This window comes from Enterobacter sp. DVT3837 (assembly GCF_056238685.1).
Genome location: NZ_JBWDLA010000001.1, coordinates 2025209 through 2051825 on the forward strand (window position 1 = coordinate 2025209; position 26617 = coordinate 2051825).

Here is a 26617-nt window from a genome sequence, read left to right on the forward strand (position 1 = left end):
AAAATCGCATTATTCCTGCGGTTTTTTCTTTGCTTTTTTCTGGCGAATCATGCGCGATCTGTCGATAAATTCATGGGTAATGGGATCGTGGTAACGCGAGGGCCAGATCACCCACGGATGCGTATCCAGCGCCGTTGCGATAATTAATTCTCCCTTTGGCCAGGGACGAGTCAGGGCGTTTGCCAGGGTAGAAGAACTCAGGCCATTGCGGCGAGATTCAGCTGCCAGTGAAGTGCCTTTTTTGCGCAGTGCCGCAATGATATCTGCCGTGTGCCAGTCGATAAATTTCGTATCCATAACGCTGTCCTTAAGTTCGGATTTACTCACGCCGTTTCTTCTGAAACGACAGGCTTACTATACCCATTTCAAACTCTTGTTCTAAAAAGTTCGCGTTACTGGAAGGGATATTCAGAATAAGGCATGGCTTTATTCATGCGGCCTTTAAACCGATGAATTTACATGAACACGGAATTTACAGGTGTGTGCTGGAATCTCCCCGCGATGGCCGCAGGGAGATGCAGGAGGGATTAACGGTCTCGCTGAACGGCGATGTGGGCCAGCGCAATCAGTGCATCGCGCCATGGGCTGTCGGGAATGACCTGAAGAGCTTCGATGGCTTTGTCGGCTTCTTCTTCCGCACGTTGGCGCGTCCATTCCAGCGATCCGCAGACTGCCATGGTTTCCAGCACAGGTTCCAGCAGATGACGGCCATTTCCCTGCTCAATCGCTTCACGGATCATTTTTGCCTGTTCGGCTGAACCGTTACGCATAGCATGAAGCAGTGGCAGGGTGGGTTTGCCTTCGTTCAGGTCATCACCCACGTTTTTGCCGAGCGTTTCGCCGTCAGCACTGTAGTCCAGCAAATCATCAATTAACTGGAATGCGGTCCCCAGATAACGACCGTAATCCTGCAGGCCTTTTTCCTGTGCTTCGGTACAGTCCGCCAGAATACCGGAGCACTGGGCAGCTGCTTCAAACAGGCGCGCGGTTTTGCTGTAAATCACGCGCATGTAGTTTTCTTCGGTGATGTCAGGGTCGTTGACGTTCATCAGCTGCAGCACTTCGCCTTCAGCGATCACGTTAACGGCCTCAGACATCACTTCCAGTACTTTCAGAGAGCCCAGGCTGGTCATCATCTGGAAGGCGCGGGTATAGATAAAATCCCCCACCAGAACGCTGGCTGCGTTCCCGAAAGCAGCGTTTGCCGTGGCTTTACCACGACGCATATCCGATTCATCCACAACGTCGTCATGCAGAAGCGTCGCCGTGTGAATAAATTCGATAAGTGCTGCGATAGTCACGTGGGCATTTCCCTGATAGCCAACGGCTCTGGCAGCCAGAATAGCAATCATCGGGCGAATGCGTTTACCGCCGCCGCTGACGATGTAATAGCCCAACTGATTGATCAGTTGAACATCAGAGTTGAGTTGCTCCAGGATTGCTGCATTCACACCCGCCATATCTTGCGCGGTTAACTCGTTGATTTTTTCTAAATTCATCGCAAAAGCCGGGCTTTTTATCCTGTTGATCCCATCTTCAATGGGGTAACGAAGGGTTTCGGTTTATCAATAGTAGTGCTGATTGTACTGAAAAAACGGCTCAGATAAACGTTACCGTACGTGTTGTGTTTTTTTTCTTCATGTATTGACGGTAGCACTTGTCAAAGGCTCGCGTTTTGCGTAATATTCGCGCCCTATTGTGAATATTTATAGCGCACTCTGATTCATACGAGGACGTGCGCGGAAGCGGAGTTTATATGTACGCGGTTTTCCAAAGTGGTGGTAAACAACACCGAGTAAGCGAAGGTCAGACCGTTCGCCTGGAAAAGCTGGACATCGCAACTGGCGAATCTGTTGAATTCGCTGAAGTTCTGATGATCGCAAACGGTGAAGAAGTCAAAATCGGCGTTCCTTTCGTTGATGGCGGCGTTATCAAAGCTGAAGTTGTTGCACACGGTCGTGGCGAGAAAGTTAAAATCGTTAAGTTTCGTCGTCGTAAGCACTACCGTAAGCAGCAGGGCCACCGTCAGTGGTTCACTGATGTGAAAATTACTGGCATCAGCGCCTAAGACCTGAGGAGAGATTTAAATGGCACATAAAAAGGCTGGCGGCTCCACACGTAACGGTCGCGATTCAGAAGCTAAACGCCTGGGCGTTAAGCGTTTCGGTGGCGAATCCGTTCTGGCGGGTAGCATCATCGTTCGTCAACGTGGTACCAAATTCCACGCTGGCAACAACGTAGGTTGCGGTCGTGACCACACTCTGTTTGCTAAAGCAGACGGTAAAGTGAAATTTGAAGTTAAAGGCCCGAACAACCGTAAATACATCAGCATCGTTGCTGAGTAAGGTTTTCTCGGTCCGGTAACGGATTAAAGCCCCGCACCCAGTTGCGGGGCTTTTTACATTGGAAACCCGGTAATTTTTTCTGTAGGGAAAACGGGCATGAAGCAGCAGGCCGGCATCGGTATTCTTTTGGCGCTCACCACCGCAATGTGCTGGGGTGCCCTGCCAATTGCAATGAAGCAGGTACTGGAGGTGATGGAGCCGCCTACGGTGGTCTTTTATCGCTTTCTGATGGCAAGCATCGGCCTCGGGGCCATCCTGGCTGTCAAAGGTAAGCTTCCTCCCTTGCGGCTCTTCCGTAAACCGCGCTGGCTGGTGTTGCTGGCTATCGCGACGGGCGGTCTGTTCGGTAACTTCATCCTGTTCAGCTCTTCCCTGCAATATCTCAGTCCCACGGCGTCGCAGGTGATTGGTCAGCTTTCACCGGTGGGCATGATGGTCGCCAGCGTCTTTATCCTCAAGGAGAAGATGCGCGGTACGCAGATTGTCGGGGCGAGCATGCTGCTATGCGGTCTGGTGATGTTCTTCAACACCAGTCTGATAGAGATTTTTACCCGGCTGACGGATTACACCTGGGGTGTGATCTTCGGCGTAGGAGCAGCAGCGGTCTGGGTGAGTTATGGCGTCGCGCAAAAGGTGTTATTGCGACGTCTGGCCTCACAGCAGATCCTCTTTTTGCTGTACACTTTGTGTACAATAGCATTGCTGCCATTAGCAAAGCCGGGTGTGATTGCCCAGCTTAGCGACTGGCAACTGGCGTGTCTCATTTTTTGTGGACTGAATACGCTGGTCGGTTATGGCGCGCTGGCCGAAGCGATGGCGCGCTGGCAGGCAGCACAGGTGAGCGCGTTAATCACGCTGACTCCGCTGTTTACGCTGTTATTTTCAGATTTGTTATCAATGGCCTGGCCCGATGTCTTCGTCAGACCGATGCTCAACTTGTTGGGTTATCTCGGTGCGTTTGTCGTGGTTGCGGGCGCGATGTATTCCGCCATTGGTCATCGTCTTTGGGGACGTTGGCGCAAAAATGAAGCGGTTGTAGTAGTCCCCCGCTCAGGCGAATGAGTTACGGAGAGTAAAATGAAGTTTGTTGATGAAGCGACGATCCTGGTCGTGGCTGGTGATGGCGGCAACGGTTGCGTGAGCTTCCGCCGTGAAAAATATATCCCACGTGGTGGCCCTGATGGCGGTGACGGCGGGGATGGTGGTGACGTTTGGCTGGAGGCGGATGAGAACCTCAACACGCTGATCGACTACCGTTTCGAAAAATCCTTCCGCGCTGAACGTGGCCAGAATGGCCAGAGCCGTGACTGTACCGGTAAACGCGGTAAAGATGTCACCATTAAGGTTCCTGTCGGTACGCGTGTTATCGACCAGGGTACCGGTGAGACCATGGGTGACATGACCAAACACGGTCAGCGTCTGATGGTCGCAAAAGGTGGCTGGCACGGTCTGGGTAACAGCCGTTTTAAATCTTCCGTTAACCGTACTCCACGTCAGAAAACGATGGGGACGCCTGGCGATAAGCGCGATCTGCAACTGGAGCTGATGCTTCTGGCAGACGTGGGCATGCTGGGTATGCCAAATGCCGGTAAATCGACGTTTATTCGCGCCGTGTCTGCCGCGAAACCTAAAGTGGCGGACTATCCGTTTACCACACTGGTACCAAGCCTGGGCGTTGTCCGCATGGATAACGAGAAGAGCTTTGTGGTTGCCGATATTCCGGGCCTGATTGAAGGTGCTGCTGAAGGTGCCGGTCTGGGTATCCGCTTCCTGAAACACCTTGAGCGCTGCCGCGTATTGCTGCACCTCATTGATATCGATCCTATCGACGGTTCCGATCCGGTTGAAAACGCCCGAATCATCATCGGCGAGCTGGAAAAATACAGCGAAAAACTGGCGAATAAACCACGCTGGTTGGTCTTCAACAAAATTGACCTGATGGACAAAGCCGAAGCGGAAGCGAAAGCTAAAGCGATTGCTGAAGCGATGGGTTGGGAAGAGAAATACTACCTGATCTCTGCAGCAAGCCAGGTTGGTGTGAAAGACCTCTGCTGGGATGTGATGACCTTTATCATCGAGAACCCAATTGTTCAGGCCGAAGAAGCGAAACAGCCTGAAAAAGTCGAATTCATGTGGGATGACTACCACCGTCAACAGCTCGAAGAGCTGGAAGCGGAAGAGGAAGAAGACTGGGATGATGACTGGGATGAAGACGACGAAGAAGGCGTCGAGTTCATCTACAAGCACTAATATCAGTTCAAAGCCCCTCGTTCGAGGGGCTTTTTTTATTCCAGCGTTGAGGGCAACCAACAGCTGGCGATTAAACCGCCCTCAGCACCGTTATCAAGCGTCAGCTTACCGCGGTGGAGTTGCACGATGCGTTGAACAATACTCAGCCCCAGGCCGCTACCACCGAAACGCTGATCAAGACGACGGAACGGTTCAGTGATTGATTGTCGGTGCGCTTCAGCAATACCCGGTCCCTGATCGATAACGCTGACCTGGGTACCCCCCTCGACCTCGTTTAATGACACTTTAATGGTTGTTCCTGACGGGCTGTAACGACCGGCATTCTCCAGCAGGTTACGCAGCATCAGACGCAGAAGCACGGCGTCTCCCTGAACCGTGAGCGCACTTTTAGCAGGCCATATCACGGTATGTTCTTTGGCTTCATGCTCAAGGCTGAGTGGGGTGATGATATTGTCTGTCCAGTTCACCGTTTCGTAATGGCCGCTGGCCATTGCTTGCCCGGCTCGGGCCAGCATCAGCAGTTGCTCAACGGTGTGCATGAGTTGGTCAATACGGCTAATTAACGTCGCGGCCTGAGGAGAACCAGATTGCGCCATGAGTTCCAGATGGAGTCTGATACCGGCAAGGGGCGTCCGCAGTTCGTGTGCGGCGTCTGCGGTGAAAAGACGCTCCTGTTGGATGGTATTATCCAGCCGGGCGAGCAACTGATTCAGCGAGGTGGTGACGGCACCAATTTCTTCCATGTCGGAATACATTGGAAGCGGCGTTAAGTTATCTGCCGAACGGTTAGCCAGGCTGGCACGCAGTTTATTCAAGGGTTGGGTTATCCAGGTCACTGCCCAGAAAGAGAAAAGCAGCGTAAAGCCAACCATCACCAGAGAAGGGACCAGCAGAGAGGCAATCGCTTCACGGATCTCTTTTTCAACGTGATTATTCCGCGCTTTTGCCGACAACGTCTCACTGACCAGAAAACCAATCTGTTCACGGCTTTCATGCCACAGCCAGATCACGCTTATCAGTTGGAAAAATAACAGAATGACCGCCAGCAGCACCATCAATCGCCGACGCATGCTGTTCATTTCTGACTCTCCAGGCGGTAGCCAACGCCACGGACGGTTTTGATCCGGTCTTTGCCAAGCTTACGACGCAGGTTGTGAATGTGGACTTCAAGGGTATTGGACCCAGGATCGTCCTGCCAGGAGTAGATATCCTGTTGCAGGGTTTCTCTGTGTACCGTTTGCCCGCTGCGCATAATCAGGCGCGTCAGCAAAGCAAACTCTTTTGGTGTCACCTCAATCGGCTGGGACTGACGTAGTACCTGCTGGGTTTGCAGATTCAGCGTAATATCGCCATCAGTCAGTAAGTTATCGCTATGACCCTGATAACGGCGTATTAACGCTCGCACGCGAGCCTGAAGCTCGGCCAGTGCAAAAGGTTTCACCAGGTAATCATCTGCGCCAGCATCGAGGCCAGTGATACGATCTTCAATGGCATCGCGTGCTGTCAGGATCAACACTGGATTAGCGATCCCGCGGCGTCGCCACTGACTGAGCAGCGTGGCACCGTCTTTATCAGGTAAGCCCAAATCGAGGATCACCAGACTGTATTCGCCGCTCTGGATCAGAGCATCCGCCTCTGCCGCTGTGCCAGCACAGTCGAGGGCATACCCTTCATTGGCCAGCCCCAGCGCCAGCCCTTCTTGTAATAACAGATCGTCTTCAACTATAAGTAGTTTCATCGCTAGTTATTCTGGTAGATGTCCTTATAAAGCCTGCTTTCGAATCGAACAAGCGGAATACGACGATTGCGCTGGTCGGTTGGTTCGACGGCATAGCCGGAAAGATACTGCACGAATGCCATGCGTTGTCCGCTGGCGGTGGTGATGAAGCCTGCAAGGTTGTAAACCCCCTGCAATGAACCTGTCTTAGCGGATACTTTACCATCCACACCGGCTGCGTGAAGCCCGGCGCGGTACTGCAGCGTGCCGTCCTGCCCGGCAAGTGGCAGCATAGAAATAAAGTTTAGCTCAGTGTCATGTTGTGCAATGTACTGAAGCACTTGCATCATGCTGGCCGGGGAGATCAAATTATGGCGTGATAACCCGGAGCCATCGACGGCGATGGTATTACCCAGGTCGATCCCTGCCTGTTGTCGCAGGATCTGACGAACAGCATCTGAACCCGCGCGCCAGGTACCTGGCACGCCAAAGCGCGCGTGACCAATCATGCGGAACACGGTGTCGGCAATCATGTTGTCAGACTTTTTCAGCATAATTCGCAGCAAATCGTGCAGCGGTGGCGACTGTTTGCTGGCGATGACCGTGCCGGGTTGATTGACCTGCGTCTGACGAAGCAGCGTGCCGGAGTATGCTATTCCCGCTTGTTTCAGCTCATCTTTCAGAATGGCACCCGCATAGCTTGCCCCATCCTGTATCGCAAAGGCCAGCGGCAGCGGATCGGCGCGCTGCGTGAGGCAGCCCGTCAGCGTGAAGCGGTTAAGATCGCCTGGTACCACGTCCAGTTCGCAATACTGCGCATCCGGTGAGCCCTTGGCCAGCGTGCGTACCTGACTAAACATGGTGACCGGGTAGTAGGACGCCACGCGGATAAACGCTAAATCATCTGGCTTTGGTGCGCTGTAAAGCGAAACAGAGAAACAGTTACGGTCAACAATCGCGGCAGCGGGCGGGGCGCTAAAGCACTGCGTCATGTCGTTCCACGGCCAACCTGGAGCCTTATCGTGGCTGGCAAAAATGGAGGTGTCGATCAGCACATTGCCATCAATCTTCTGCACACCCGATTTTTTCAGCACCGCAACCATATTGCGGATATCCTGGCGTTTAAATGTCGGGTCCCCCCCGAAACGGGCGATAAGATCGCCTTTCAGTTCACCGCCCACGACGTTGCCTTTGGTCTCAAGGGTGGTGGTAAAACGAAAATCAGGCCCGAGCTGAAGCAGGGCGGCGAGCGCAGTGATCACCTTCTGGGTACTGGCGGGCAGCGCCATTTGTTGACTGTGGTAGTCAATTTCTGGCGTCGGCGCTCCGACCTTCTGCACCATCAATGCAAGGTTGGCACCTGCGGGCAGTTGATTAATATACTCATCAACATTCGCAGCCTGAACGCTGAACGTTATACTGGTAGTCAATCCGATGATAAAACTGGAAAATCGCATAATCTCGCGCTAACAACCCGAAAACAAACCGTCATACTACGGTGCATAGCACTGCAAAGTAAACGATGACCCATAGTGAACTTCGGGGTAAAATGCGTATCAAATTGAAAATTGCTGCTGACCTGGGGCCTGACCCCGGGTCGGTTTTCTTTTTGCTTCTGGCCTGCTAATGCGGCTGGGGCAGGGAACACTGCTCCCAACAGGAATGTTTAAGAGGTATAACAAATGCAAGCTATTCCGATGACCTTACGTGGTGCCGAAAAACTGCGCGAAGAGCTGGATTTCCTGAAATCCGTTCGCCGCCCTGAAATTATCGCCGCTATCGCGGAAGCGCGTGAGCATGGCGACCTGAAGGAGAATGCTGAATATCATGCGGCGCGTGAACAGCAGGGCTTTTGCGAAGGGCGTATTAAAGATATCGAAGCCAAGCTGTCTAATGCGCAGGTTATCGACATCACAAAAATGCCAAATAATGGCCGCGTGATCTTCGGCTCAAGCGTTACTGTGCTGAACCTGGACAGCGACGAAGAGCAGACTTACCGCATCGTGGGCGATGATGAAGCCGATTTTAAACAGAACCTGATTTCGGTGAACTCGCCAATTGCTCGCGGCCTGATTGGCAAAGAGCAGGATGATGTTGTGACTATCCGCACCCCAGGTGGTGAAGTGGAGTACGAAATTATCAAGGTCGAGTACCTGTAATTCGCCTCTCTGCTAAGATGTTGATACATTGTAAAGAAAAGAAAAAGGCCGCGTAGCGGCCTTTTATCAACTCAAGGAGCGTGGCATTTTGCTCACCTGCTGACAGAAATCCCTCGTTTTACACAGTAAATGTGTTCGATTCAGGATATCCTTAGCGTGGCAGCGAGATTTTACGCTCTTTAGATGGGCGGTAGAGCACCAGCGTTTTACCGATGACCTGTACATTACAGGCGCCGGTTTCGCGCACGATGGCTTCCACGATCAGGTTTTTAGTGTCTCTGTCTTCAGAGGCGATTTTCACCTTGATCAGCTCGTGGTGTTCCAGCGCTTGTTCAATCTCGGCAAGCACCCCTTCGGTCAAACCATTGTTGCCAAGCATGACTACAGGCTTGAGCGGATGTGCCAGACCTTTAAGGTGCTGTTTTTGTTTAGTACTCAGATTCATCGTATATTTTTGCTTACGTTGGGATTGAAAACGGTTCATTCTACCGCCATCTCCCTTATATCGCCAAATAGCTGCGTAGAAATTTACGTCACAGGCAAGCAACGATGAACCAGGACGGAAATGTTAAATGACAGGTAAAAAGCGTTCTGCCAGCTCCAGCCGCTGGCTTCAGGAACACTTTAGCGATAAATATGTTCAACAGGCGCAGAAAAAGGGGTTGCGATCCCGCGCCTGGTTTAAACTTGATGAAATACAGCAAAGTGACAAACTTTTTAAGCCGGGGATGACGGTTGTTGACCTCGGTGCGGCACCTGGCGGATGGTCCCAGTATGCGGTAACGCAGATCGGCGGAACCGGCCGAATCATCGCGTGCGATCTTTTACCAATGGATCCCATCGTCGGTGTCGACTTCCTTCAGGGCGATTTTCGTGATGAATTAGTGCTGAAAGCGTTACTTGATCGTGTTGGTGATAGTAAGGTCCAGGTTGTCATGTCGGATATGGCACCAAATATGTGTGGAACACCGGCGGTGGATATCCCCCGCGCCATGTATCTGGTGGAGCTAGCGTTAGAAATGTGTCGTGATGTACTAGCGCCTGGTGGTAGTTTTGTTGTGAAGGTGTTTCAGGGCGAAGGTTTCGAGGAGTATCTTAAGGAAATTCGCTCCCTGTTTGCGAAGGTCAAAGTTCGTAAACCGGACTCTTCCCGGGCGCGTTCCCGTGAAGTGTATATTGTAGCGACCGGGCGAAAATGATAACCGGTGGATTTCAGGCGAAAGTTTGAATGAAACTGGATATAGAGTATCCTGACGCTGTTTTTAACACAGTTGTAATGTGAGGTTAATCCCTTGAGTGACATGGCGAAAAACCTAATTCTCTGGCTGGTCATTGCCGTTGTGCTGATGTCAGTATTCCAGAGCTTTGGGCCCAGCGAGTCGAATGGCCGCAAGGTGGATTATTCTACCTTCCTGCAGGAGGTCAATCAGGACCAGGTTCGCGAAGCGCGTATCAACGGACGTGAGATCAACGTTACCAAGAAAGATAGTAACCGTTACACGACCTACATCCCGGTGAACGATCCTAAGCTGCTTGATAACCTTCTGACCAAAAACGTCAAAGTCGTTGGCGAGCCACCAGAAGAGCCGAGCCTGCTGGCTTCTATCTTCATTTCCTGGTTCCCGATGCTGCTTCTTATCGGCGTTTGGATCTTCTTTATGCGCCAGATGCAGGGCGGCGGTGGCAAAGGTGCCATGTCGTTCGGTAAGAGCAAAGCGCGTATGCTGACGGAAGACCAGATCAAGACCACGTTCGCTGACGTTGCCGGGTGTGACGAAGCGAAAGAAGAGGTCGGTGAACTGGTTGAATACCTGCGCGAGCCAAGCCGTTTCCAGAAACTGGGTGGTAAGATCCCGAAAGGCGTCCTGATGGTCGGCCCTCCGGGTACCGGTAAAACCCTGCTGGCGAAAGCCATCGCGGGTGAAGCGAAGGTGCCGTTCTTTACCATTTCGGGTTCTGACTTCGTAGAAATGTTCGTGGGTGTCGGTGCATCTCGTGTGCGTGACATGTTCGAGCAGGCTAAGAAGGCGGCACCGTGCATTATCTTCATCGATGAAATCGACGCCGTAGGCCGCCAGCGTGGCGCGGGTCTGGGTGGCGGTCACGATGAACGTGAACAAACGCTGAACCAGATGCTGGTTGAGATGGACGGTTTCGAAGGTAACGAAGGTATCATCGTTATCGCGGCGACTAACCGTCCTGACGTACTTGACCCTGCGCTGCTGCGTCCAGGCCGTTTCGACCGTCAGGTTGTGGTGGGTCTGCCAGATGTTCGCGGTCGTGAACAGATTCTGAAAGTCCACATGCGTCGCGTACCGCTGGCGCCAGATGTTGACGCAGCAATCATTGCGCGCGGTACCCCAGGCTTCTCCGGGGCGGACCTGGCTAACCTGGTCAACGAAGCAGCACTGTTTGCCGCTCGCGGTAACAAGCGTGTTGTGTCGATGGTGGAGTTCGAGAAAGCGAAAGACAAAATCATGATGGGTGCGGAACGTCGCTCCATGGTGATGACCGAAGCGCAGAAGGAGTCCACTGCGTATCACGAAGCGGGTCACGCGATTATCGGCCGCCTGGTACCGGAACACGATCCGGTGCATAAAGTAACGATTATTCCGCGCGGTCGAGCGCTGGGTGTGACCTTCTTCCTGCCTGAAGGTGACGCGATCAGTGCCAGCCGTCAGAAACTGGAAAGTCAGATTTCTACCCTGTACGGCGGTCGTCTGGCGGAAGAGATTATCTACGGTGCGGAACATGTTTCTACCGGTGCGTCTAACGACATTAAAGTCGCGACAAACCTGGCGCGTAACATGGTGACTCAGTGGGGCTTCTCTGACAAACTCGGTCCACTGCTGTATGCAGAGGAAGAGGGTGAAGTATTCCTGGGTCGTTCTGTGGCAAAAGCGAAACATATGTCCGATGAGACTGCACGTATCATCGACCAGGAAGTGAAAGCGCTGATTGAACGTAACTACGGTCGCGCACGTCAGATCCTGAACGACAATATGGACATTCTGCATTCGATGAAAGATGCGCTCATGAAATATGAGACCATTGATGCTCCGCAGATTGACGACCTGATGGCCCGCCGCGAAGTGCGTCCGCCAGCAGGCTGGGAAGACCCAGGTGCTTCCAACAATTCTGACAACAATGGCACCCCGCGTGCGCCGCGTCCGGTTGATGAACCGCGTACGCCAAACCCGGGCAACACCATGTCAGAACAGTTGGGCGATAAGTAAGTCACTGCTGTTGAAGCGTTTGTCTGTACCTCAAACCCTGGAGCTTGCTCCGGGGTTTTTCTTTTCTGTTTAACCTTGAAAATACCAGGGATTTTGCCATGAAACTATTCGCTCAGGACTCGCATCTCGACCTCTCACATCCCCATGTGATGGGGATCCTGAATGTTACCCCTGATTCCTTCTCCGACGGTGGTACGCATAACACGCTCATCGAGGCGGTTAAGCACGCAAATTTAATGATCAATGCAGGTGCAACGATCATTGACGTTGGCGGCGAATCGACGCGTCCTGGTGCGGCGGACGTTTCTGTGGAAGAAGAGCTGGCGCGCGTAGTACCGGTGGTGGAAGCGATAGCACAGCGATTTGAGGTCTGGATCTCTGTTGATACATCCAAGCCAGAAGTGATTCGTGAAGTGGCGAGAGTAGGTGCTCACATTATCAATGATATCCGTTCGCTTACCGAACCTGGCGCACTTGAAGCCGCTGCGGAAACCGGCTTGCCGGTTTGCCTGATGCATATGCAAGGGCAACCGAAAACCATGCAGGAAGCGCCAAAGTATGATGATGTGTATACCGATGTGAATCGCTTCTTTATTGAGCATATTGCGCGCTGCGAACGTGCAGGTATCGCAAAAGAGAAATTGCTGCTCGACCCGGGGTTCGGTTTCGGTAAAAATCTCTCCCACAATTATGCATTGCTTGCGCGCTTATCGGAATTTCATCACTTTAACCTGCCGCTGCTGGTGGGGATGTCGAGAAAGTCGATGATTGGTCAGTTACTGAATGTGGGGCCAGGGGAACGCCTGAGTGGTAGTCTGGCCTGCGCGGTGATTGCGGCGATGCAAGGTGCGCACATTATCCGTGTCCATGACGTCAAAGAAACAGTAGAAGCCATGCGTGTGGTGGAAGCCACACTGGCAGCGAAGGAAAACAAACGCTATGAGTAATCGTAAATATTTTGGTACCGATGGTATCCGTGGGCGTGTAGGCGATGCTCCAATCACTCCTGATTTTGTCCTGAAGCTTGGCTGGGCTGCTGGCAAGGTACTGGCGCGTCATGGCTCCCGTAAGATCATTATCGGTAAAGACACCCGTATTTCGGGCTATATGCTGGAATCCGCGCTGGAAGCTGGTCTTGCGGCTGCCGGGCTATCCGCCTCCTTTACGGGCCCAATGCCAACACCTGCAGTCGCGTACCTGACGCGTACTTTCCGTGCAGAAGCGGGGATTGTTATTTCGGCGTCACACAACCCGTTCTATGACAACGGTATCAAGTTCTTCTCCATTGATGGCACCAAGTTGCCGGATGAAGTGGAAGAGGCCATCGAAGCCGAAATGGAAAAAGAGATCACCTGTGTCGATTCCGCAGAACTGGGTAAAGCCAACCGTATCGTCGATGCGGCGGGTCGTTATATCGAATTCTGCAAAGGGACATTCCCGAACGAGCTGAGTCTGGCGCATCTCAAAATTGTGGTGGACTGTGCAAACGGTGCGACCTACCACATTGCCCCGAATGTCTTCCGTGAATTGGGCGCAAAAGTGATTACCATTGGGTGTGAGCCGGATGGTCTGAACATTAACGAGCAGGTCGGAGCGACAGACGTTCGTGCCCTGCAGGCGCGTGTGCTGGCGGAAAAAGCCGATCTGGGTATTGCGCTGGACGGCGACGGTGACCGTGTGATCATGGTCGACCACGAAGGCAATAAGGTCGATGGTGACCAGATCCTGTATATCATCGCGCGTGAAGGTTTGCGTCAGGGTCAGTTGCGCGGCGGCGCAGTCGGTACCTTAATGAGTAACATGGGCCTGGAACTGGCACTTAAACAGCTTGGTATTCCGTTTGTTCGTGCGAAAGTTGGCGACCGCTATGTGCTGGAAAAACTGCAGGAGAAGGGCTGGCGAATTGGCGCAGAGAACTCCGGTCACGTGATTCTGCTCGACAAAACCACCACCGGTGACGGTATTGTCGCCGCACTGCAGGTGGTTGCTGCCATGGCGCGCAACCATATGAGCCTGCACGATCTCTGCAGCGGTATGAAAATGTTCCCACAGATCCTGGTGAACGTGCGGTTTACCGCCGGTAAAGGCGATCCGTTGGAAAATGATAACGTGAAAGCGGTGATGGCTGATGTTGAAGCTGCCCTGGGCAACCGTGGACGCGTACTGTTGCGTAAGTCTGGTACTGAACCACTGATTCGCGTCATGGTGGAAGGTGAAGACGAAGCGCAGGTTAATGAATTTGCGCACCGTATCGCGGATGCCGTAAAAGCTGCATAATCTTGCACGCTAAATGTTTAAAAAGGCGGCTTTTGTCGCCTTTGTTTTGAGCAATTAATGGCTTTTTGCTGTTTTTTTCCGCAGTTGATACAATGCGTCAAAAATGCCCTTGCGAAGGTCATTCGCTTTGGTTAGTATTCACACCCGCTTCAGTGGGAAACAAAAATCCTGCTAATTGGTCGAAGCATTGGTATGCGGCAAATCCGCAAGGAACAGGTTGATTATGTACGAAGCTCTTTTAGTTGTTTTCCTTATTGTAGCCATCGCTCTCGTAGCGCTGATTATGCTGCAGCAAGGTAAAGGCGCTGATATGGGAGCCTCCTTCGGAGCAGGCGCTTCCGGTACGCTGTTCGGTTCAAGTGGTTCTGCGAACTTCATGACCCGCACAACGGCGATTCTGGCTACGCTGTTCTTCATCATCAGTCTGGTGCTTGGCAATATCAACAGCAACAAGACCAGCAAAGGAAGCGAGTGGGAAAATCTGAGCGCGCCAGCAAAAACTGAGCAAACTCAACCAGCTGCTCCGGCTAAGCCGACCAGCGATATCCCGCACTAAGTATTCTGTACCGAGGTGGTGGAATTGGTAGACACGCTACCTTGAGGTGGTAGTGCCCTAACGGGCTTGTGGGTTCGAGTCCCATCCTCGGTACCAATATTCCAGAAAAAAGACGTCGAAAGACGTCTTTTTTTTCGTCTGTGGATTAATCTGTGGATTAACAGGCATAAAAAAGGCGTCCATCGGACGCCTTTTGCATTTCTTGTCAGCGATTACTTCTTATCGCTGTGCTCCAGGTTTTCAACCTGTGGCAGTCCATTACCGGAACTGGCAGAGAGCAGGCCATTCTCAACATAGTTAAACAGCTTCGCACGGGTATCGGTGATGTCCAGGTTACGCATGGTTAACTGGCCAATACGATCGTCCGGAGAGAACACAGATTCCCCTTTCTCCATGGTCAGACGTTCTGCTTTGTAAGTCAGATTGTCAGACACGGTATTCAGGATGGAGTAGTCGTTACCGCGACGCAGTTCCAGCGTAACTTCACCAGTGATTGCACTTGCAACCCAACGTTGCAGGGAGTCACGCAGCATCAGTGCCTGCGGATCAAACCAGCGGCCCTGATACAGCAGTTTACCCAGTTGACGACCATGAGAGTGATACTGCTCAATGGTATCTTCGTTGTGAATACCGGTCAGCAGACGCTCGTATGCGATATGCAGCAGCGCCATCCCCGGGGCTTCATAGATGCCACGGCTTTTCGCTTCAATGATACGGTTTTCAATCTGGTCACTCATGCCCAGACCGTGACGACCACCGATACGGTTTGCTTCCAGCATCAGCTCAACATCGTCAGAGAAGGTTTTGCCGTTCAGCGCAACCGGATGACCACGTTCGAAACGCACGGTCACTTCTTCCGCCTGGATTTTGACGTTTTCGTCCCAGAACTTCACACCCATGATTGGGTTAACGATCTTCACGCTGGAATTCAGGAACTCCAGGTCTTTCGCTTCGTGCGTCGCACCCAGCATGTTTGAGTCGGTGGAATAGGCTTTCTCGACTGACATCTTGTAGTCAAAACCACAGGCGATCATGAATTCGGACATCTCATGACGGCCACCCAGCTCGTCGATGAAGTCAGTATCCAGCCACGGTTTGTAGATTTGCAGTTCAGCGTTCGTCAGCAGACCATAACGATAGAAACGTTCGATATCGTTGCCTTTATAGGTGCTGCCGTCACCCCAGATGTTCACGCCATCTTCTTTCATGGCCGCAACCAGCATCGTTCCGGTCACGGCACGGCCCAGTGGGGTGGTGTTGAAATAGGTCAGGCCGCCGGTGGTATTATGGAACGCACCACACTGAATAGCCGCGATACCTTCAGCGACCAGTTGCTTACGGCAGTCAATCAGACGTGCGTTCTCTGCACCATATTCCATGGCACGACGAGGGATCGCATCATAATCTTCCTCATCTGGCTGACCGAGGTTCGCAGTATATGCATACGGAACCGCTCCCTTCTGGCGCATCCACAGCAGTGCAGCGCTGGTATCCAGGCCGCCTGAGAAAGCGATGCCAATACGTTGTCCTACCGGAAGATGCTTGAGAATCGTCGTCATATAATAAAACCCTGCTTGATTGACTGATTAGAGACCGCTTTCGCTATCTGTGCATTTTTATGCAAAATAAGTGAGTATTCATTTAATCATCTTTTGTCGATGACCGAAAGAGACTCCTGCGTTTTTTGTAAAAATTTTGGTCTGATTGCTCTGACGGAAGTCGCCTTGACAGGTGGGGTCAACTATCAATATACTGAACGCCGATTTTACGTCCCGTCTTCGGTACCAAATCCCAGCATTATTTGCAAATTCTGTCCAAAACGCGTAGAATTTGCCACGTTTCAGGCGCGGGGTGGAGCAGCCTGGTAGCTCGTCGGGCTCATAACCCGAAGGTCGTCGGTTCAAATCCGGCCCCCGCAACCACTTTCCCATAAAGTTCTTTTTCAAATATACTGTGAAGACTTAGAGCCTTCGTAGCTGGATTTGAAAAAATTCTTTCGGAAAGTGCTCCAGGCCACAGTTGTGGCTATAGGGTTCAGTTATCTAAAGCCCCGATTTATCGGGGTTTTTTGTTATCTGACTACAGAATAACTGGGCTTTACGCCCTTTTTTTATGTCTTGGGGGTGGGCTTGTCCACATTAGAGCAAAAATTAACAGAGATGATTACTGCACCGGTCGAAGCACTGGGCTACGAACTGGTCGGCATCGAATTCGTTCGCGGCCGTACATCGACGCTGCGCATCTATATTGATAGTGAAGATGGCATCAATGTTGATGATTGTGCTGATGTTAGCCACCAGGTGAGTGCGGTTCTTGATGTTGAAGACCCGATTACCGTTGCGTACAACCTGGAAGTTTCCTCACCTGGCCTCGATCGCCCGATGTTCACGGCCGAACACTATGTGCGTTTTACCGGTGAAGAAGTGGCTCTCGTTCTGCGTATGGCCGTACAGAACCGCCGTAAATGGCAGGGAATTATCAAAGCCGTTGATGGTGAAATGATCACGGTAACAGTCCAAGGCAAAGATGAAGTGTTCGCGCTGAGTAATATCCAGAAGGCGAACCTGGTTCCCCACTTTTAACAGTCTGGATTGAGGTGAAAAGCCCGCGATGAACAAAGAAATTTTGGCTGTTGTTGAAGCCGTCTCCAATGAGAAATCACTGCCGCGTGAGAAGATTTTCGAAGCGCTGGAAAGTGCACTGGCTACAGCAACCAAGAAAAAATACGAGCAAGAGATCGATGTTCGCGTAGAAATCGATCGTAAAAGCGGTGACTTCGATACATTCCGTCGTTGGGTAATCGTTGAAGAAGTGACCCAGCCGACCAAAGAGATCACCCTGGAAGCGGCACGTTTTGAAGACGAAAGTCTGAACGTGGGTGAATACGTTGAAGATCAGATTGAATCTGTGACTTTCGACCGTATCACGACCCAAACCGCGAAACAGGTTATCGTGCAGAAAGTGCGTGAAGCCGAGCGCGCGCTGGTTGTTGACCAGTTCCGCGATCAGGAAGGCGAAATCATTACTGGCGTGGTGAAGAAAGTGAACCGCGACAATATCTCTCTGGAAATCAAATCCGAAGGGATGCCGGGTAACGCTGAAGCGGTAATTCTGCGTGAAGACATGCTGCCGCGTGAAAACTTCCGTCCAGGTGACCGTATTCGCGGTGTTCTGTATGCCGTGCGTCCTGAAGCGCGTGGTGCACAGCTGTTCGTGACCCGTTCTAAACCAGAAATGCTGGTTGAACTGTTCCGTATCGAAGTACCGGAAATCGGCGAAGAAGTTATCGAGATTAAAGCAGCGGCTCGCGATCCGGGCTCTCGTGCGAAAATTGCGGTGAAAACCAACGACAAACGTATCGACCCAGTCGGTGCTTGCGTCGGTATGCGTGGTGCGCGTGTTCAGGCTGTCTCTACTGAGCTTGGCGGCGAGCGTATTGATATCGTTCTGTGGGACGATAACCCGGCGCAGTTCGTGATCAACGCAATGGCTCCAGCTGATGTGGCGTCTATCGTTGTTGACGAAGACAAACACACCATGGATATCGCAGTTGAAGCGGGCAACCTGGCTCAGGCAATCGGCCGTAATGGTCAGAACGTTCGCCTGGCGTCACAGCTGAGCGGCTGGGAACTCAACGTCATGACCGTTGATGACCTGCAGGCTAAGCATCAGGCTGAAGCCCACGCGGCGATCGATACCTTCACGAAGTACCTGGATATTGACGAAGATTTCGCCACTGTTCTGGTTGAAGAAGGTTTCTCTACGCTGGAAGAACTGGCCTATGTGCCAATGAAAGAGCTGCTGGAAATTGACGGTCTGGATGAGCCAACCGTTGAAGCCCTGCGTGAACGCGCTAAAAACGCACTGACCACCCTGGCACTGGCTCAGGAAGAAAGCCTTGGCGATAAGAAGCCGGCTGATGACCTGCTGAATCTGGAAGGTCTTGATCGTGCGATTGCGTTCAAGCTGGCTGCCCGTGGTGTTTGTACGCTGGAAGATCTCGCTGAGCAAGGCGTTGATGACCTGGCTGATATCGAAGGTTTAACCGACGAGAAAGCCGGCGAGCTCATCATGGCCGCACGTAATATTTGCTGGTTCGGCGACGAAGCGTAATAAACTGTAGCAGGAAGGAACAGCATGACTGATGTAACTGTAAAATCGCTGGCTGCTGAGATTCAGACCTCCGTGGACCGCCTGGTACAGCAATTTGCTGATGCAGGGATCCCGAAGTCCGCTGATGACTCGGTGACCGCGCAAGAAAAACAAACCTTGTTAACGCATCTGAACCGTGAACACGGTTCGACGCCTGACAAGTTAACGCTGCAACGCAAAACGCGTAGCACGTTAAACATCCCAGGTACCGGCGGCAAAAGCAAATCGGTACAAATTGAAGTCCGCAAGACGCGCACCTTTGTAAAACGTGATCCGCAAGAGGCAGAACGCCTTGCCGCGGAAGAGCAGGCACAGCGTGAAGCGGAAGAACAAGCTCAGCGTGAGGCGGAAGCAACCGCTAAACGTGAAGCAGAATTAAAAGCTGAACGTGAGGCCGCAGAAAAAGCGAAACGCGACGCAAGTGATAAAGTGAAGCGTGACGCTGCGGAAAAAGACAAAGTGAGCAATCAACAGACAGACGAAATGACCAAAACCGCCCAGGCTGAAAAAGCCCGCCGTGAAAATGAAGCTGCCGAGCTGAAGCGTAAAGCGGAAGAAGAAGCCCGTCGTAAGCTGGAAGAAGAAGCACGTCGTGTGGCTGAAGAAGCACGTCGTATGGCAGAAGAAAACGAGAAGAACGGTGTTGATACCGCTGAGCAGTCTGAAGATACCAGCGACTATCACGTGACCACTTCTCAGCACGCACGTCAGGCTGAAGATGATAACGACCGTGAAGTTGAAGGCGGTCGTGGTCGTGGTCGCAATGCGAAAGCAGCGCGTCCGGCGAAAAAAGGCAATAAACACGCCGAGTCTAAAGCTGACCGTGAAGAAGCGCGTGCAGCGGTACGTGGTGGTAAAGGTGGCAAACAGCGTAAAGGTTCTTCTCTGCAGCAGGGCTTCCAGAAGCCAGCTCAGGCAGTTAACCGTGACGTTGTGATTGGCGAAACCATCACCGTTGGCGATCTGGCGAACAAGATGGCAGTTAAAGGCTCTCAGGTCATCAAAGCGATGATGAAGCTGGGCGCAATGGCGACCATCAACCAGGTTATCGACCAGGAAACCGCACAGCTGGTTGCCGAAGAGATGGGCCACAAAGTTATCCTGCGTCGTGAAAACGAGCTGGAAGAAGCGGTAATGAGCGACCGTGACACCGGTGCAGCGGCTGAACCGCGTGCGCCAGTGGTGACCATCATGGGTCACGTTGACCACGGTAAAACCTCTCTGCTCGACTACATTCGTTCTACGAAAGTGGCCTCCGGTGAAGCGGGTGGTATTACCCAGCACATCGGTGCTTACCACGTAGAAACTGACAACGGTATGATCACCTTCCTGGATACCCCAGGCCACGCCGCGTTTACCTCAATGCGTGCTCGTGGTGCTCAGGCGACAGATATCGTTGTTCTGGTTGTTGCTGCTGACGATGGCGTTATGCCACAGACTATCGAAGCTATCCAGCACGCGAAAGCGGCGGGTGTGCCGGTCGTGGTTGCAGTGAACAAGATCGATAAGCCAGAAGCGGATCCGGATCGTGTTAAAAACGAACTGTCCCAGTACGGCATCATGCCAGAAGAGTGGGGCGGTGAAAGCCAGTTCGTACACGTGTCTGCGAAAGCAGGTACCGGTATCGACGAGCTGCTGGACGCGATCCTGCTGCAGGCTGAAGTTCTGGAACTGAAAGCGATCCGTAACGGTATGGCGAGCGGCGCTGTTATCGAATCCTTCCTGGATAAAGGCCGTGGCCCTGTAGCTACCGTTCTGGTTCGCGAAGGTACGCTGCATAAAGGCGATATCGTCCTGTGTGGTTTCGAATACGGTCGTGTTCGTGCGATGCGTAACGAACTGGGTCAGGAAGTCCTGGAAGCAGGTCCGTCCATTCCAGTGGAAATCCTGGGTCTGTCCGGTGTTCCGGCTGCCGGTGATGAAGTGACCGTTGTGCGTGACGAGAAGAAAGCGCGTGAAGTTGCACTGTATCGTCAGGGCAAATTCCGTGAAGTTAAACTGGCTCGTCAGCAGAAATCTAAACTCGAGAACATGTTTGCCAACATGACCGAGGGCGAAGTTCACGAAGTGAACGTTGTTCTGAAAGCCGACGTTCAGGGTTCTGTGGAAGCGATCTCCGACTCCTTGCTGAAACTGTCCACCGACGAAGTTAAAGTGAAGATCATCGGTTCTGGTGTAGGTGGTATCACCGAAACTGACGCAACCCTGGCTGCAGCGTCCAACGCCATCCTGGTTGGCTTCAACGTGCGTGCTGATGCTTCTGCTCGCCGCGTGATCGAAGCGGAAAGCCTGGATCTGCGTTACTACTCCGTCATCTATAACCTGATCGACGAAGTGAAAGCTGCGATGAGCGGTATGCTGTCTCCTGAGCTGAAACAGCAGATCATCGGTCTGGCTGAAGTACGTGACGTGTTCAAATCACCGAAATTCGGTGCGATCGCGGGCTGTATGGTTACCGAAGGTATCATCAAGCGTCACAACCCAATCCGTGTGCTGCGCGACAACGTGGTTATCTATGAAGGCGAGCTGGAATCTCTGCGCCGCTTCAAAGATGACGTGAACGAAGTCCGTAACGGTATGGAATGTGGTATCGGCGTGAAGAACTACAACGACGTTCGCGTTGGCGATATGATCGAAGTGTTCGAGATCATCGAAATTCAGCGTACCATCGCTTAATGACCGATTGTAGGCCGGGATCGCCTCGCGCCACCCGGCAATAATTTAAAAAAGGGGCTTTAGCCCCTTTTTTGTCTGGAGAATTTATTATGGCGAAAGAATTTGGTCGCCCTCAGCGCGTAGCGCAGGAAATGCAGAAAGAGATCGCCCTCATTCTGCAACGTGAAATTAAAGACCCTCGCGTGGGTATGATGACCACCGTGTCTGGCGTAGAAATGTCCCGTGACCTGGCGTATGCCAAAGTGTTCGTGACTTTCCTGAACGATCAGGATGAAGCCGCAGTTAAAAACGGTATCAAAGCCCTTCAGGAAGCCTCTGGTTTCATCCGCTCTCTGCTTGGTAAAGCGATGCGTCTGCGTATCGTGCCTGAGCTGACCTTCTTCTACGACAACTCGCTGGTCGAAGGTATGCGTATGTCTAACCTGGTAACCAGCGTGGTGAAACATGACGACGAACGTCGTGTTAACCCAGCGGACGACAGCAAGGAGGACTAATGAGTCGTCCTCGTCGTCGTGGTCGCGACGTGCATGGTGTGCTGCTGCTGGATAAACCCCAGGGCGCTTCCAGCAACGACGTGCTGCAAAAAGTTAAGCGTATTTTTAACGCCAACCGTGCGGGCCACACGGGTGCGCTGGACCCTCTGGCAACCGGTATGCTGCCGGTTTGTCTGGGGGAGGCGACAAAGTTTTCCCAGTATCTGCTCGACTCCGATAAGCGTTACCGCGTTATTGCCAAACTAGGACAGCGTACGGATACCTCCGACGCGGATGGTCAGGTGGTAGAAGAGCGTCCGGTGACATTCAGCGCGGAACAGCTTGATACTGCGCTGGAAAGCTTCCGTGGGGACACGATGCAGGTGCCGTCGATGTATTCGGCGCTGAAATATCAGGGAAAAAAACTCTACGAATATGCACGCCAGGGCATTGAAGTCCCGCGTGAAGCCCGTCCCATAACTGTGTATGAACTGCTGTTTATTCGCCACGAAGGGGATGAGCTGGAGCTGGAAGTACACTGTTCGAAAGGCACCTATATTCGTACCATCATCGACGATCTCGGTGAAAAACTGGGCTGTGGCGCGCATGTTATCTACCTGCGCCGCCTTGCGGTGAGTAAGTATCCAGTAGAGCGGATGGTGACCCTTGAACATCTTCGCGCGTTGGTTGAACAGGCTGAAGCCCAGGGGATTGCTCCGGCAGATTTACTGGATCCATTGCTGATGCCGATGGACAGTCCGGCAGCGGGCTTCCCTGTTGTTAATCTTCCTTTAACATCGTCCGTTTACTTTAAGAACGGAAACCCCGTTCGTACGGCTGATGCGCCGCTGGAAGGTCTGGTACGCGTGACTGAAGGTGATGAAGGCAAGTTTATTGGGATGGGCGAAATGGATGGTGAAGGGCGCGTTGCGCCGCGCCGTCTGGTCGTCGAATACCCGGTAGAAGCGTGACGGCGATAACGGCTCACCTTGCGATAAGCTGGGGAGGCGAGTAGAATATTGCCGCTTAACGTCTGGTAAATTGTTTAACAATTTGCGGGGCGTACATTGGATTGCTGAATTAGAGATCGGCATCCTTACATTCTTTATACTTTGGAGTTTGAAAATGTCTCTAAGCGTTGAAGCTAAAGCTAAAATCGTTTCTGAGTTTGGTCGTGGTACTAACGACAGCGGTTCTACCGAAGTTCAGGTTGCACTGCTGACTGCACAGATTAACCACCTGCAGGGTCACTTTGCAGAGCACAAAAAAGATCACCACAGCCGTCGTGGTCTGCTGCGCATGGTTTCTCAGCGTCGTAAACTGCTCGACTACCTGAAACGTAAAGATGTTGCACGCTACACCGCGCTGATCGAGCGTCTGGGTCTGCGTCGCTAAGTCTTGCGAGTTTCAGAAAAGGGGGCCTGATGGCCCCTTTTTTCAACCAGACGGCAGCAATTCACTGGAAACTATTGTATTGTTGCTATAAATGATCTTCATTGCAGAGGTTCGCGCGGCTAATGAGAGGCTTCACCCATGAGGGTGTCGGTTGTCATTAGTCGCGAGGATGCGAAGAAGGTCGGGTTAAATCGACAGCACGCCGTGGGTGTGCTGTCAAACATTTAAGAAAGGACAGAACTTTGCTGAATCCGATCGTTCGTAAATTCCAGTATGGTCAACATACCGTCACGCTGGAAACCGGCATGATGGCACGTCAGGCTACTGCTGCCGTTATGGTAAGCATGGATGACACCGCGGTATTCGTGACCGTAGTGGGCCAGAAAAAAGCAAAACCAGGTCAGGACTTCTTCCCGCTGACCGTTAACTACCAGGAGCGTACTTACGCTGCCGGTAAAATCCCAGGTGGTTTCTTCCGTCGTGAAGGCCGTCCAAGCGAAGGCGAAACCCTGATCGCGCGTCTGATTGACCGTCCCGTTCGCCCGCTGTTCCCGGAAGGTTTCGTGAACGAAGTTCAGGTTATCGCGACCGTTGTTTCCGTTAACCCACAGGTTAACCCGGACATCGTAGCGATGATCGGTGCATCTGCTGCCCTGTCACTGTCTGGTATTCCATTCAATGGCCCAATCGGTGCCGCGCGCGTAGGTTACATCAACGACCAGTACGTACTGAACCCAACTCAGGAAGAGCTGAAAGAAAGTAAGCTGGACCTGGTGGTTGCAGGTACTGAAGCGGCTGTCCTGATGGTTGAATCCGAAGCTGAACTGCTGAGCGAAGACCAGATGCTGGGCGCCGTGGTCTTCGGTCACGATCAGCAGCAGGTTGTTATCCAGAACATCAACGACCTGGTGAAAGAAGCGGGTAAACCACGTTGGGACTGGCAGCCAGAAGCGGCAAACGACGCACTGAATGCACGCGTTGCTGCACTGGCAGAATCTCGTCTGAGCGATGCGTACCGTATCACTGACAAACAGGAGCGTTACGCTCAGGTTGACGTGATCAAATCTGACGTTACCGCTGCCCTGGTTGCTGAAGACGAAACGCTGGACGCTAACGAAATTGGCGAAATCCTGCACGCAATCGAGAAAAACGTTGTTCGTAGCCGCGTTCTGGCTGGTGAGCCGCGTATCGATGGCCGCGAAAAAGACATGATCCGTGGTCTGGACGTTCGTACTGGCGTACTGCCACGCACTCACGGTTCTGCACTGTTCACCCGTGGTGAAACTCAGGCGCTGGTGACGGCAACTCTGGGTACTGCCCGTGATGCACAGATCATCGACGAACTGATGGGCGAGCGTACTGACAGCTTCCTGTTCCACTATAACTTCCCTCCGTACTCCGTAGGTGAAACCGGTATGGTGGGTTCACCGAAGCGTCGTGAAATTGGTCACGGTCGTCTGGCGAAGCGCGGTGTGCTGGCAGTGATGCCAGACGCAGACAAATTCCCGTACACCGTTCGTGTGGTTTCTGAAATCACCGAATCTAACGGTTCTTCTTCTATGGCTTCCGTGTGTGGTGCCTCTCTGGCGCTGATGGATGCAGGCGTGCCAATCAAAGCCGCTGTTGCGGGTATCGCAATGGGTCTGGTGAAAGAAGGCGACAACTTTGTTGTTCTGTCTGACATTCTGGGCGACGAAGATCACCTGGGCGATATGGACTTCAAAGTAGCGGGTTCCCGCGACGGTATCTCTGCACTGCAGATGGATATCAAAATTGAAGGTATCACCAAAGAGATCATGCAGGTTGCTCTGAACCAGGCTAAAGGTGCGCGTCTGCACATCCTGGGCGTGATGGAACAGGCGATTAACGCACCGCGTGGCGATATTTCTCAGTTCGCTCCACGTATTCACACCATCAAGATCAATCCAGACAAGATCAAAGATGTTATCGGTAAGGGCGGTTCTGTTATCCGTGCTCTGACCGAAGAAACTGGCACCACCATCGAAATCGAAGATGACGGTACAGTGAAGATTGCTGCAACCGATGGCGAGAAAGCGAAATTCGCTATCCGTCGTATCGAAGAAATCACCGCAGAAATCGAAGTGGGCCGTATCTACGCTGGTAAAGTGACCCGTATCGTTGACTTTGGCGCGTTCGTTGCCATCGGTGGCGGTAAAGAAGGTCTGGTTCACATCTCTCAGATCGCTGACAAGCGCGTTGAGAAAGTGACCGATTACCTGCAGATGGGCCAGGAAGTACCGGTTAAAGTTCTGGAAGTTGACCGCCAGGGCCGTATCCGTCTGAGCATTAAAGAAGCAACCGAGCAGTCTCAGCCAGCTGCTGCGCCAGAAGCACAGGCAGCAGAACAGCAAGGCGAGTAAGTTGCCATTTGCCCTCCGCTTTGCGGAGGGCCTATTATCAGGCAGGACGCCTTGTTAAGCCGCCGGGGGACAGGACGTTCATCCAATAGTTGTCTTCGGGAGTGGGAAATGAAGCCTTTTTTGCGCTGGTGTTTCGTTGCGACAGCTCTAACGCTGGCAGGATGCAGCAACTCTGCCTGGCGTAAGAGCGAAGTCCTCGCAGTGCCATTGCAACCGACTTTGCAGCAGGAAGTGATTCTGGCACGCATGGAACAAATTCTTGCCAGTCGGGCTTTAACCGATGACGAACGCGCACAGCTTTTATATGAGCGCGGAGTGTTGTATGATAGTCTCGGTCTGAGGGCATTGGCGCGAAATGATTTTTCACAAGCGCTGGCAATCCGACCTGATATGCCTGAAGTATTCAATTACTTAGGCATTTATTTAACGCAGGCAGGCAATTTTGATGCTGCCTATGAAGCGTTTGATTCTGTACTTGAGCTTGATCCAACTTACAACTACGCGCACTTGAATCGCGGTATCGCATTATATTACGGCGGTCGTGACAAGTTAGCGCAAGATGATCTGCTGGCGTTTTATCAAGACGATCCTAATGATCCTTTCCGTAGCCTGTGGCTTTACATCGTTGAGCGGAAGCTCGATGAGAAGCAGGCAAAAGAGGCACTGAAACAGCGCTTCGATAAATCGGACAAGGAACAGTGGGGATGGAACATTGTCGAGTTCTACCTGGGCAACATTAGCGAAGCAACGCTGATGGAACGCCTCAAGGCGGACGCAACGGATAACACCTCGCTCGCTGAGCATCTCAGTGAAACCAACTTCTATTTAGGTAAGTACTACCTAAGTCTGGGGGATAAGGACAGCGCTACGGCACTGTTCAAATTAGCGGTTGCTAACAACGTACACAACTTCGTTGAGCACCGTTATGCATTGTTGGAATTATCGCTCTTGGGCCAGGAGCAAGACGACCTGGCAGAATCGGACCAGCAATAGCTGACGA

At 52.3% G+C, this 26617-nt stretch carries 25 protein-coding genes and 2 tRNA genes; 20 read left to right on the top strand and 7 right to left on the bottom strand.

From position 1 onward, the window contains the following. Nucleotides 1-9: 9 nt before the first annotated feature. Nucleotides 10-297, bottom strand: a complete 288-nt coding sequence (gene sfsB / locus AC0XWG_RS09915) for a DNA-binding transcriptional regulator SfsB (RefSeq protein WP_028017034.1) — start codon at nt 295-297, stop codon at nt 10-12. Between the two features lie 230 nt (nt 298-527). Beyond that, nucleotides 528-1499 (bottom strand): octaprenyl diphosphate synthase, encoded by a 972-nt coding sequence (ispB, locus tag AC0XWG_RS09920; RefSeq protein ID WP_475680548.1) that lies wholly within the window; start codon nt 1497-1499, stop codon nt 528-530. Nucleotides 1500-1756: 257 nt separating this feature from the next. On the opposite strand from ispB, the gene rplU reads away from it, so the two are divergent. From rplU to cgtA, 4 genes are all read left to right on the top strand, one after another. Further along, nucleotides 1757-2068 carry a 50S ribosomal protein L21 gene (rplU, locus tag AC0XWG_RS09925; protein WP_003025032.1) on the top strand — a complete coding sequence of 104 codons (312 nt, stop codon included), beginning with the start codon at nt 1757-1759 and terminating at the stop codon, nt 2066-2068. 19 nt (nt 2069-2087) lie between these two features. Next, entirely contained in the window at nt 2088-2345 is a 258-nt protein-coding gene (rpmA, locus tag AC0XWG_RS09930; protein WP_004385076.1) for a 50S ribosomal protein L27, read from the top strand. A gap of 96 nt (nt 2346-2441) precedes the next feature. After that, nucleotides 2442-3407, top strand: a complete 966-nt coding sequence (locus AC0XWG_RS09935; RefSeq protein WP_028017036.1) for a DMT family transporter — start codon at nt 2442-2444, stop codon at nt 3405-3407. A 15-nt stretch (nt 3408-3422) separates the two neighbouring features. Then, nucleotides 3423-4595, top strand: a complete 1173-nt coding sequence (gene cgtA / locus AC0XWG_RS09940) for an Obg family GTPase CgtA (RefSeq protein WP_028017037.1) — start codon at nt 3423-3425, stop codon at nt 4593-4595. A gap of 35 nt (nt 4596-4630) precedes the next feature. On the opposite strand, the gene pmrB is transcribed toward cgtA, so the two are convergent. Genes pmrB through dacB form a run of 3 tightly spaced genes read right to left on the bottom strand, consistent with a single transcriptional unit; the run spans nt 4631 to nt 7769 of the window. Further along, nucleotides 4631-5674 (bottom strand): two-component system sensor histidine kinase PmrB, encoded by a 1044-nt coding sequence (gene pmrB / locus AC0XWG_RS09945; RefSeq protein WP_028017038.1) that lies wholly within the window; start codon nt 5672-5674, stop codon nt 4631-4633. After that, a complete protein-coding gene (gene pmrA / locus AC0XWG_RS09950; protein WP_028017039.1) occupies nt 5671-6333 on the bottom strand; it encodes a two-component system response regulator PmrA in 663 nt (220 codons plus the stop codon). The genes pmrB and pmrA overlap by 4 nt, the downstream gene beginning before the upstream one ends. Nucleotides 6334-6335: 2 nt before the next feature. Beyond that, nucleotides 6336-7769 carry a serine-type D-Ala-D-Ala carboxypeptidase gene (gene dacB, locus AC0XWG_RS09955; protein ID WP_475680549.1) on the bottom strand — a complete coding sequence of 478 codons (1434 nt, stop codon included), beginning with the start codon at nt 7767-7769 and terminating at the stop codon, nt 6336-6338. Nucleotides 7770-7994: 225 nt separating this feature from the next. On the opposite strand from dacB, the gene greA reads away from it, so the two are divergent. Further along, on the top strand, nt 7995-8471 hold the full coding sequence (gene greA / locus AC0XWG_RS09960; RefSeq protein WP_028017041.1) for a transcription elongation factor GreA: 477 nt from the start codon (nt 7995-7997) through the stop codon (nt 8469-8471). A 151-nt stretch (nt 8472-8622) separates the two neighbouring features. Here the strand turns inward: greA and yhbY are convergent, their stop codons facing one another. Next, entirely contained in the window at nt 8623-8916 is a 294-nt protein-coding gene (yhbY, locus tag AC0XWG_RS09965; RefSeq protein ID WP_003861814.1) for a ribosome assembly RNA-binding protein YhbY, read from the bottom strand. 127 nt (nt 8917-9043) lie between these two features. On the opposite strand from yhbY, the gene rlmE reads away from it, so the two are divergent. From rlmE to AC0XWG_RS09995, 6 genes are all read left to right on the top strand, one after another. Then, nucleotides 9044-9670, top strand: coding sequence for a 23S rRNA (uridine(2552)-2'-O)-methyltransferase RlmE (rlmE, locus tag AC0XWG_RS09970; RefSeq protein WP_003861812.1), 627 nt, complete (start codon nt 9044-9046; stop codon nt 9668-9670). A 102-nt stretch (nt 9671-9772) separates the two neighbouring features. Beyond that, complete coding sequence (gene ftsH, locus AC0XWG_RS09975) at nt 9773-11707, top strand: ATP-dependent zinc metalloprotease FtsH (RefSeq protein ID WP_028017042.1); 1935 nt, start codon at nt 9773-9775, stop codon at nt 11705-11707. Between the two features lie 98 nt (nt 11708-11805). Further along, on the top strand, nt 11806-12654 hold the full coding sequence (gene folP, locus AC0XWG_RS09980) for a dihydropteroate synthase (RefSeq protein WP_475680550.1): 849 nt from the start codon (nt 11806-11808) through the stop codon (nt 12652-12654). Then, on the top strand, nt 12647-13984 hold the full coding sequence (gene glmM / locus AC0XWG_RS09985) for a phosphoglucosamine mutase (RefSeq protein ID WP_028017044.1): 1338 nt from the start codon (nt 12647-12649) through the stop codon (nt 13982-13984). The genes folP and glmM overlap by 8 nt, the downstream gene beginning before the upstream one ends. Before the next feature lie 223 nt (nt 13985-14207). Beyond that, nucleotides 14208-14540, top strand: coding sequence for a preprotein translocase subunit SecG (gene secG / locus AC0XWG_RS09990; protein WP_023309338.1), 333 nt, complete (start codon nt 14208-14210; stop codon nt 14538-14540). 9 nt (nt 14541-14549) lie between these two features. Further along, nucleotides 14550-14636, top strand: a tRNA-Leu gene (locus AC0XWG_RS09995). A 116-nt stretch (nt 14637-14752) separates the two neighbouring features. On the opposite strand, the gene argG is transcribed toward AC0XWG_RS09995, so the two are convergent. Then, nucleotides 14753-16099, bottom strand: a complete 1347-nt coding sequence (argG, locus tag AC0XWG_RS10000; protein ID WP_028017045.1) for an argininosuccinate synthase — start codon at nt 16097-16099, stop codon at nt 14753-14755. 286 nt (nt 16100-16385) lie between these two features. On the opposite strand from argG, the gene AC0XWG_RS10005 reads away from it, so the two are divergent. From AC0XWG_RS10005 to nlpI, 9 genes are all read left to right on the top strand, one after another. After that, nucleotides 16386-16462, top strand: a tRNA-Met gene (locus tag AC0XWG_RS10005). 207 nt (nt 16463-16669) lie between these two features. Further along, nucleotides 16670-17122, top strand: a complete 453-nt coding sequence (gene rimP / locus AC0XWG_RS10010; protein ID WP_475680551.1) for a ribosome maturation factor RimP — start codon at nt 16670-16672, stop codon at nt 17120-17122. Nucleotides 17123-17150: 28 nt separating this feature from the next. Further along, nucleotides 17151-18653 carry a transcription termination factor NusA gene (gene nusA, locus AC0XWG_RS10015; protein ID WP_028017046.1) on the top strand — a complete coding sequence of 501 codons (1503 nt, stop codon included), beginning with the start codon at nt 17151-17153 and terminating at the stop codon, nt 18651-18653. Between the two features lie 24 nt (nt 18654-18677). Beyond that, nucleotides 18678-21368, top strand: coding sequence for a translation initiation factor IF-2 (gene infB / locus AC0XWG_RS10020; RefSeq protein WP_028017047.1), 2691 nt, complete (start codon nt 18678-18680; stop codon nt 21366-21368). Between the two features lie 89 nt (nt 21369-21457). Beyond that, nucleotides 21458-21862 carry a 30S ribosome-binding factor RbfA gene (rbfA, locus tag AC0XWG_RS10025; RefSeq protein WP_003024988.1) on the top strand — a complete coding sequence of 135 codons (405 nt, stop codon included), beginning with the start codon at nt 21458-21460 and terminating at the stop codon, nt 21860-21862. Next, nucleotides 21862-22812 carry a tRNA pseudouridine(55) synthase TruB gene (gene truB, locus AC0XWG_RS10030; protein WP_475680552.1) on the top strand — a complete coding sequence of 317 codons (951 nt, stop codon included), beginning with the start codon at nt 21862-21864 and terminating at the stop codon, nt 22810-22812. The genes rbfA and truB overlap by 1 nt, the downstream gene beginning before the upstream one ends. A 154-nt stretch (nt 22813-22966) precedes the next feature. Beyond that, complete coding sequence (rpsO, locus tag AC0XWG_RS10035; RefSeq protein ID WP_003861789.1) at nt 22967-23236, top strand: 30S ribosomal protein S15; 270 nt, start codon at nt 22967-22969, stop codon at nt 23234-23236. A 242-nt stretch (nt 23237-23478) separates the two neighbouring features. Continuing rightward, a complete protein-coding gene (gene pnp / locus AC0XWG_RS10040; RefSeq protein ID WP_028017049.1) occupies nt 23479-25617 on the top strand; it encodes a polyribonucleotide nucleotidyltransferase in 2139 nt (712 codons plus the stop codon). Between the two features lie 108 nt (nt 25618-25725). Continuing rightward, nucleotides 25726-26610 carry a lipoprotein NlpI gene (gene nlpI / locus AC0XWG_RS10045; RefSeq protein WP_008501476.1) on the top strand — a complete coding sequence of 295 codons (885 nt, stop codon included), beginning with the start codon at nt 25726-25728 and terminating at the stop codon, nt 26608-26610. Nucleotides 26611-26617: the final 7 nt, after the last annotated feature.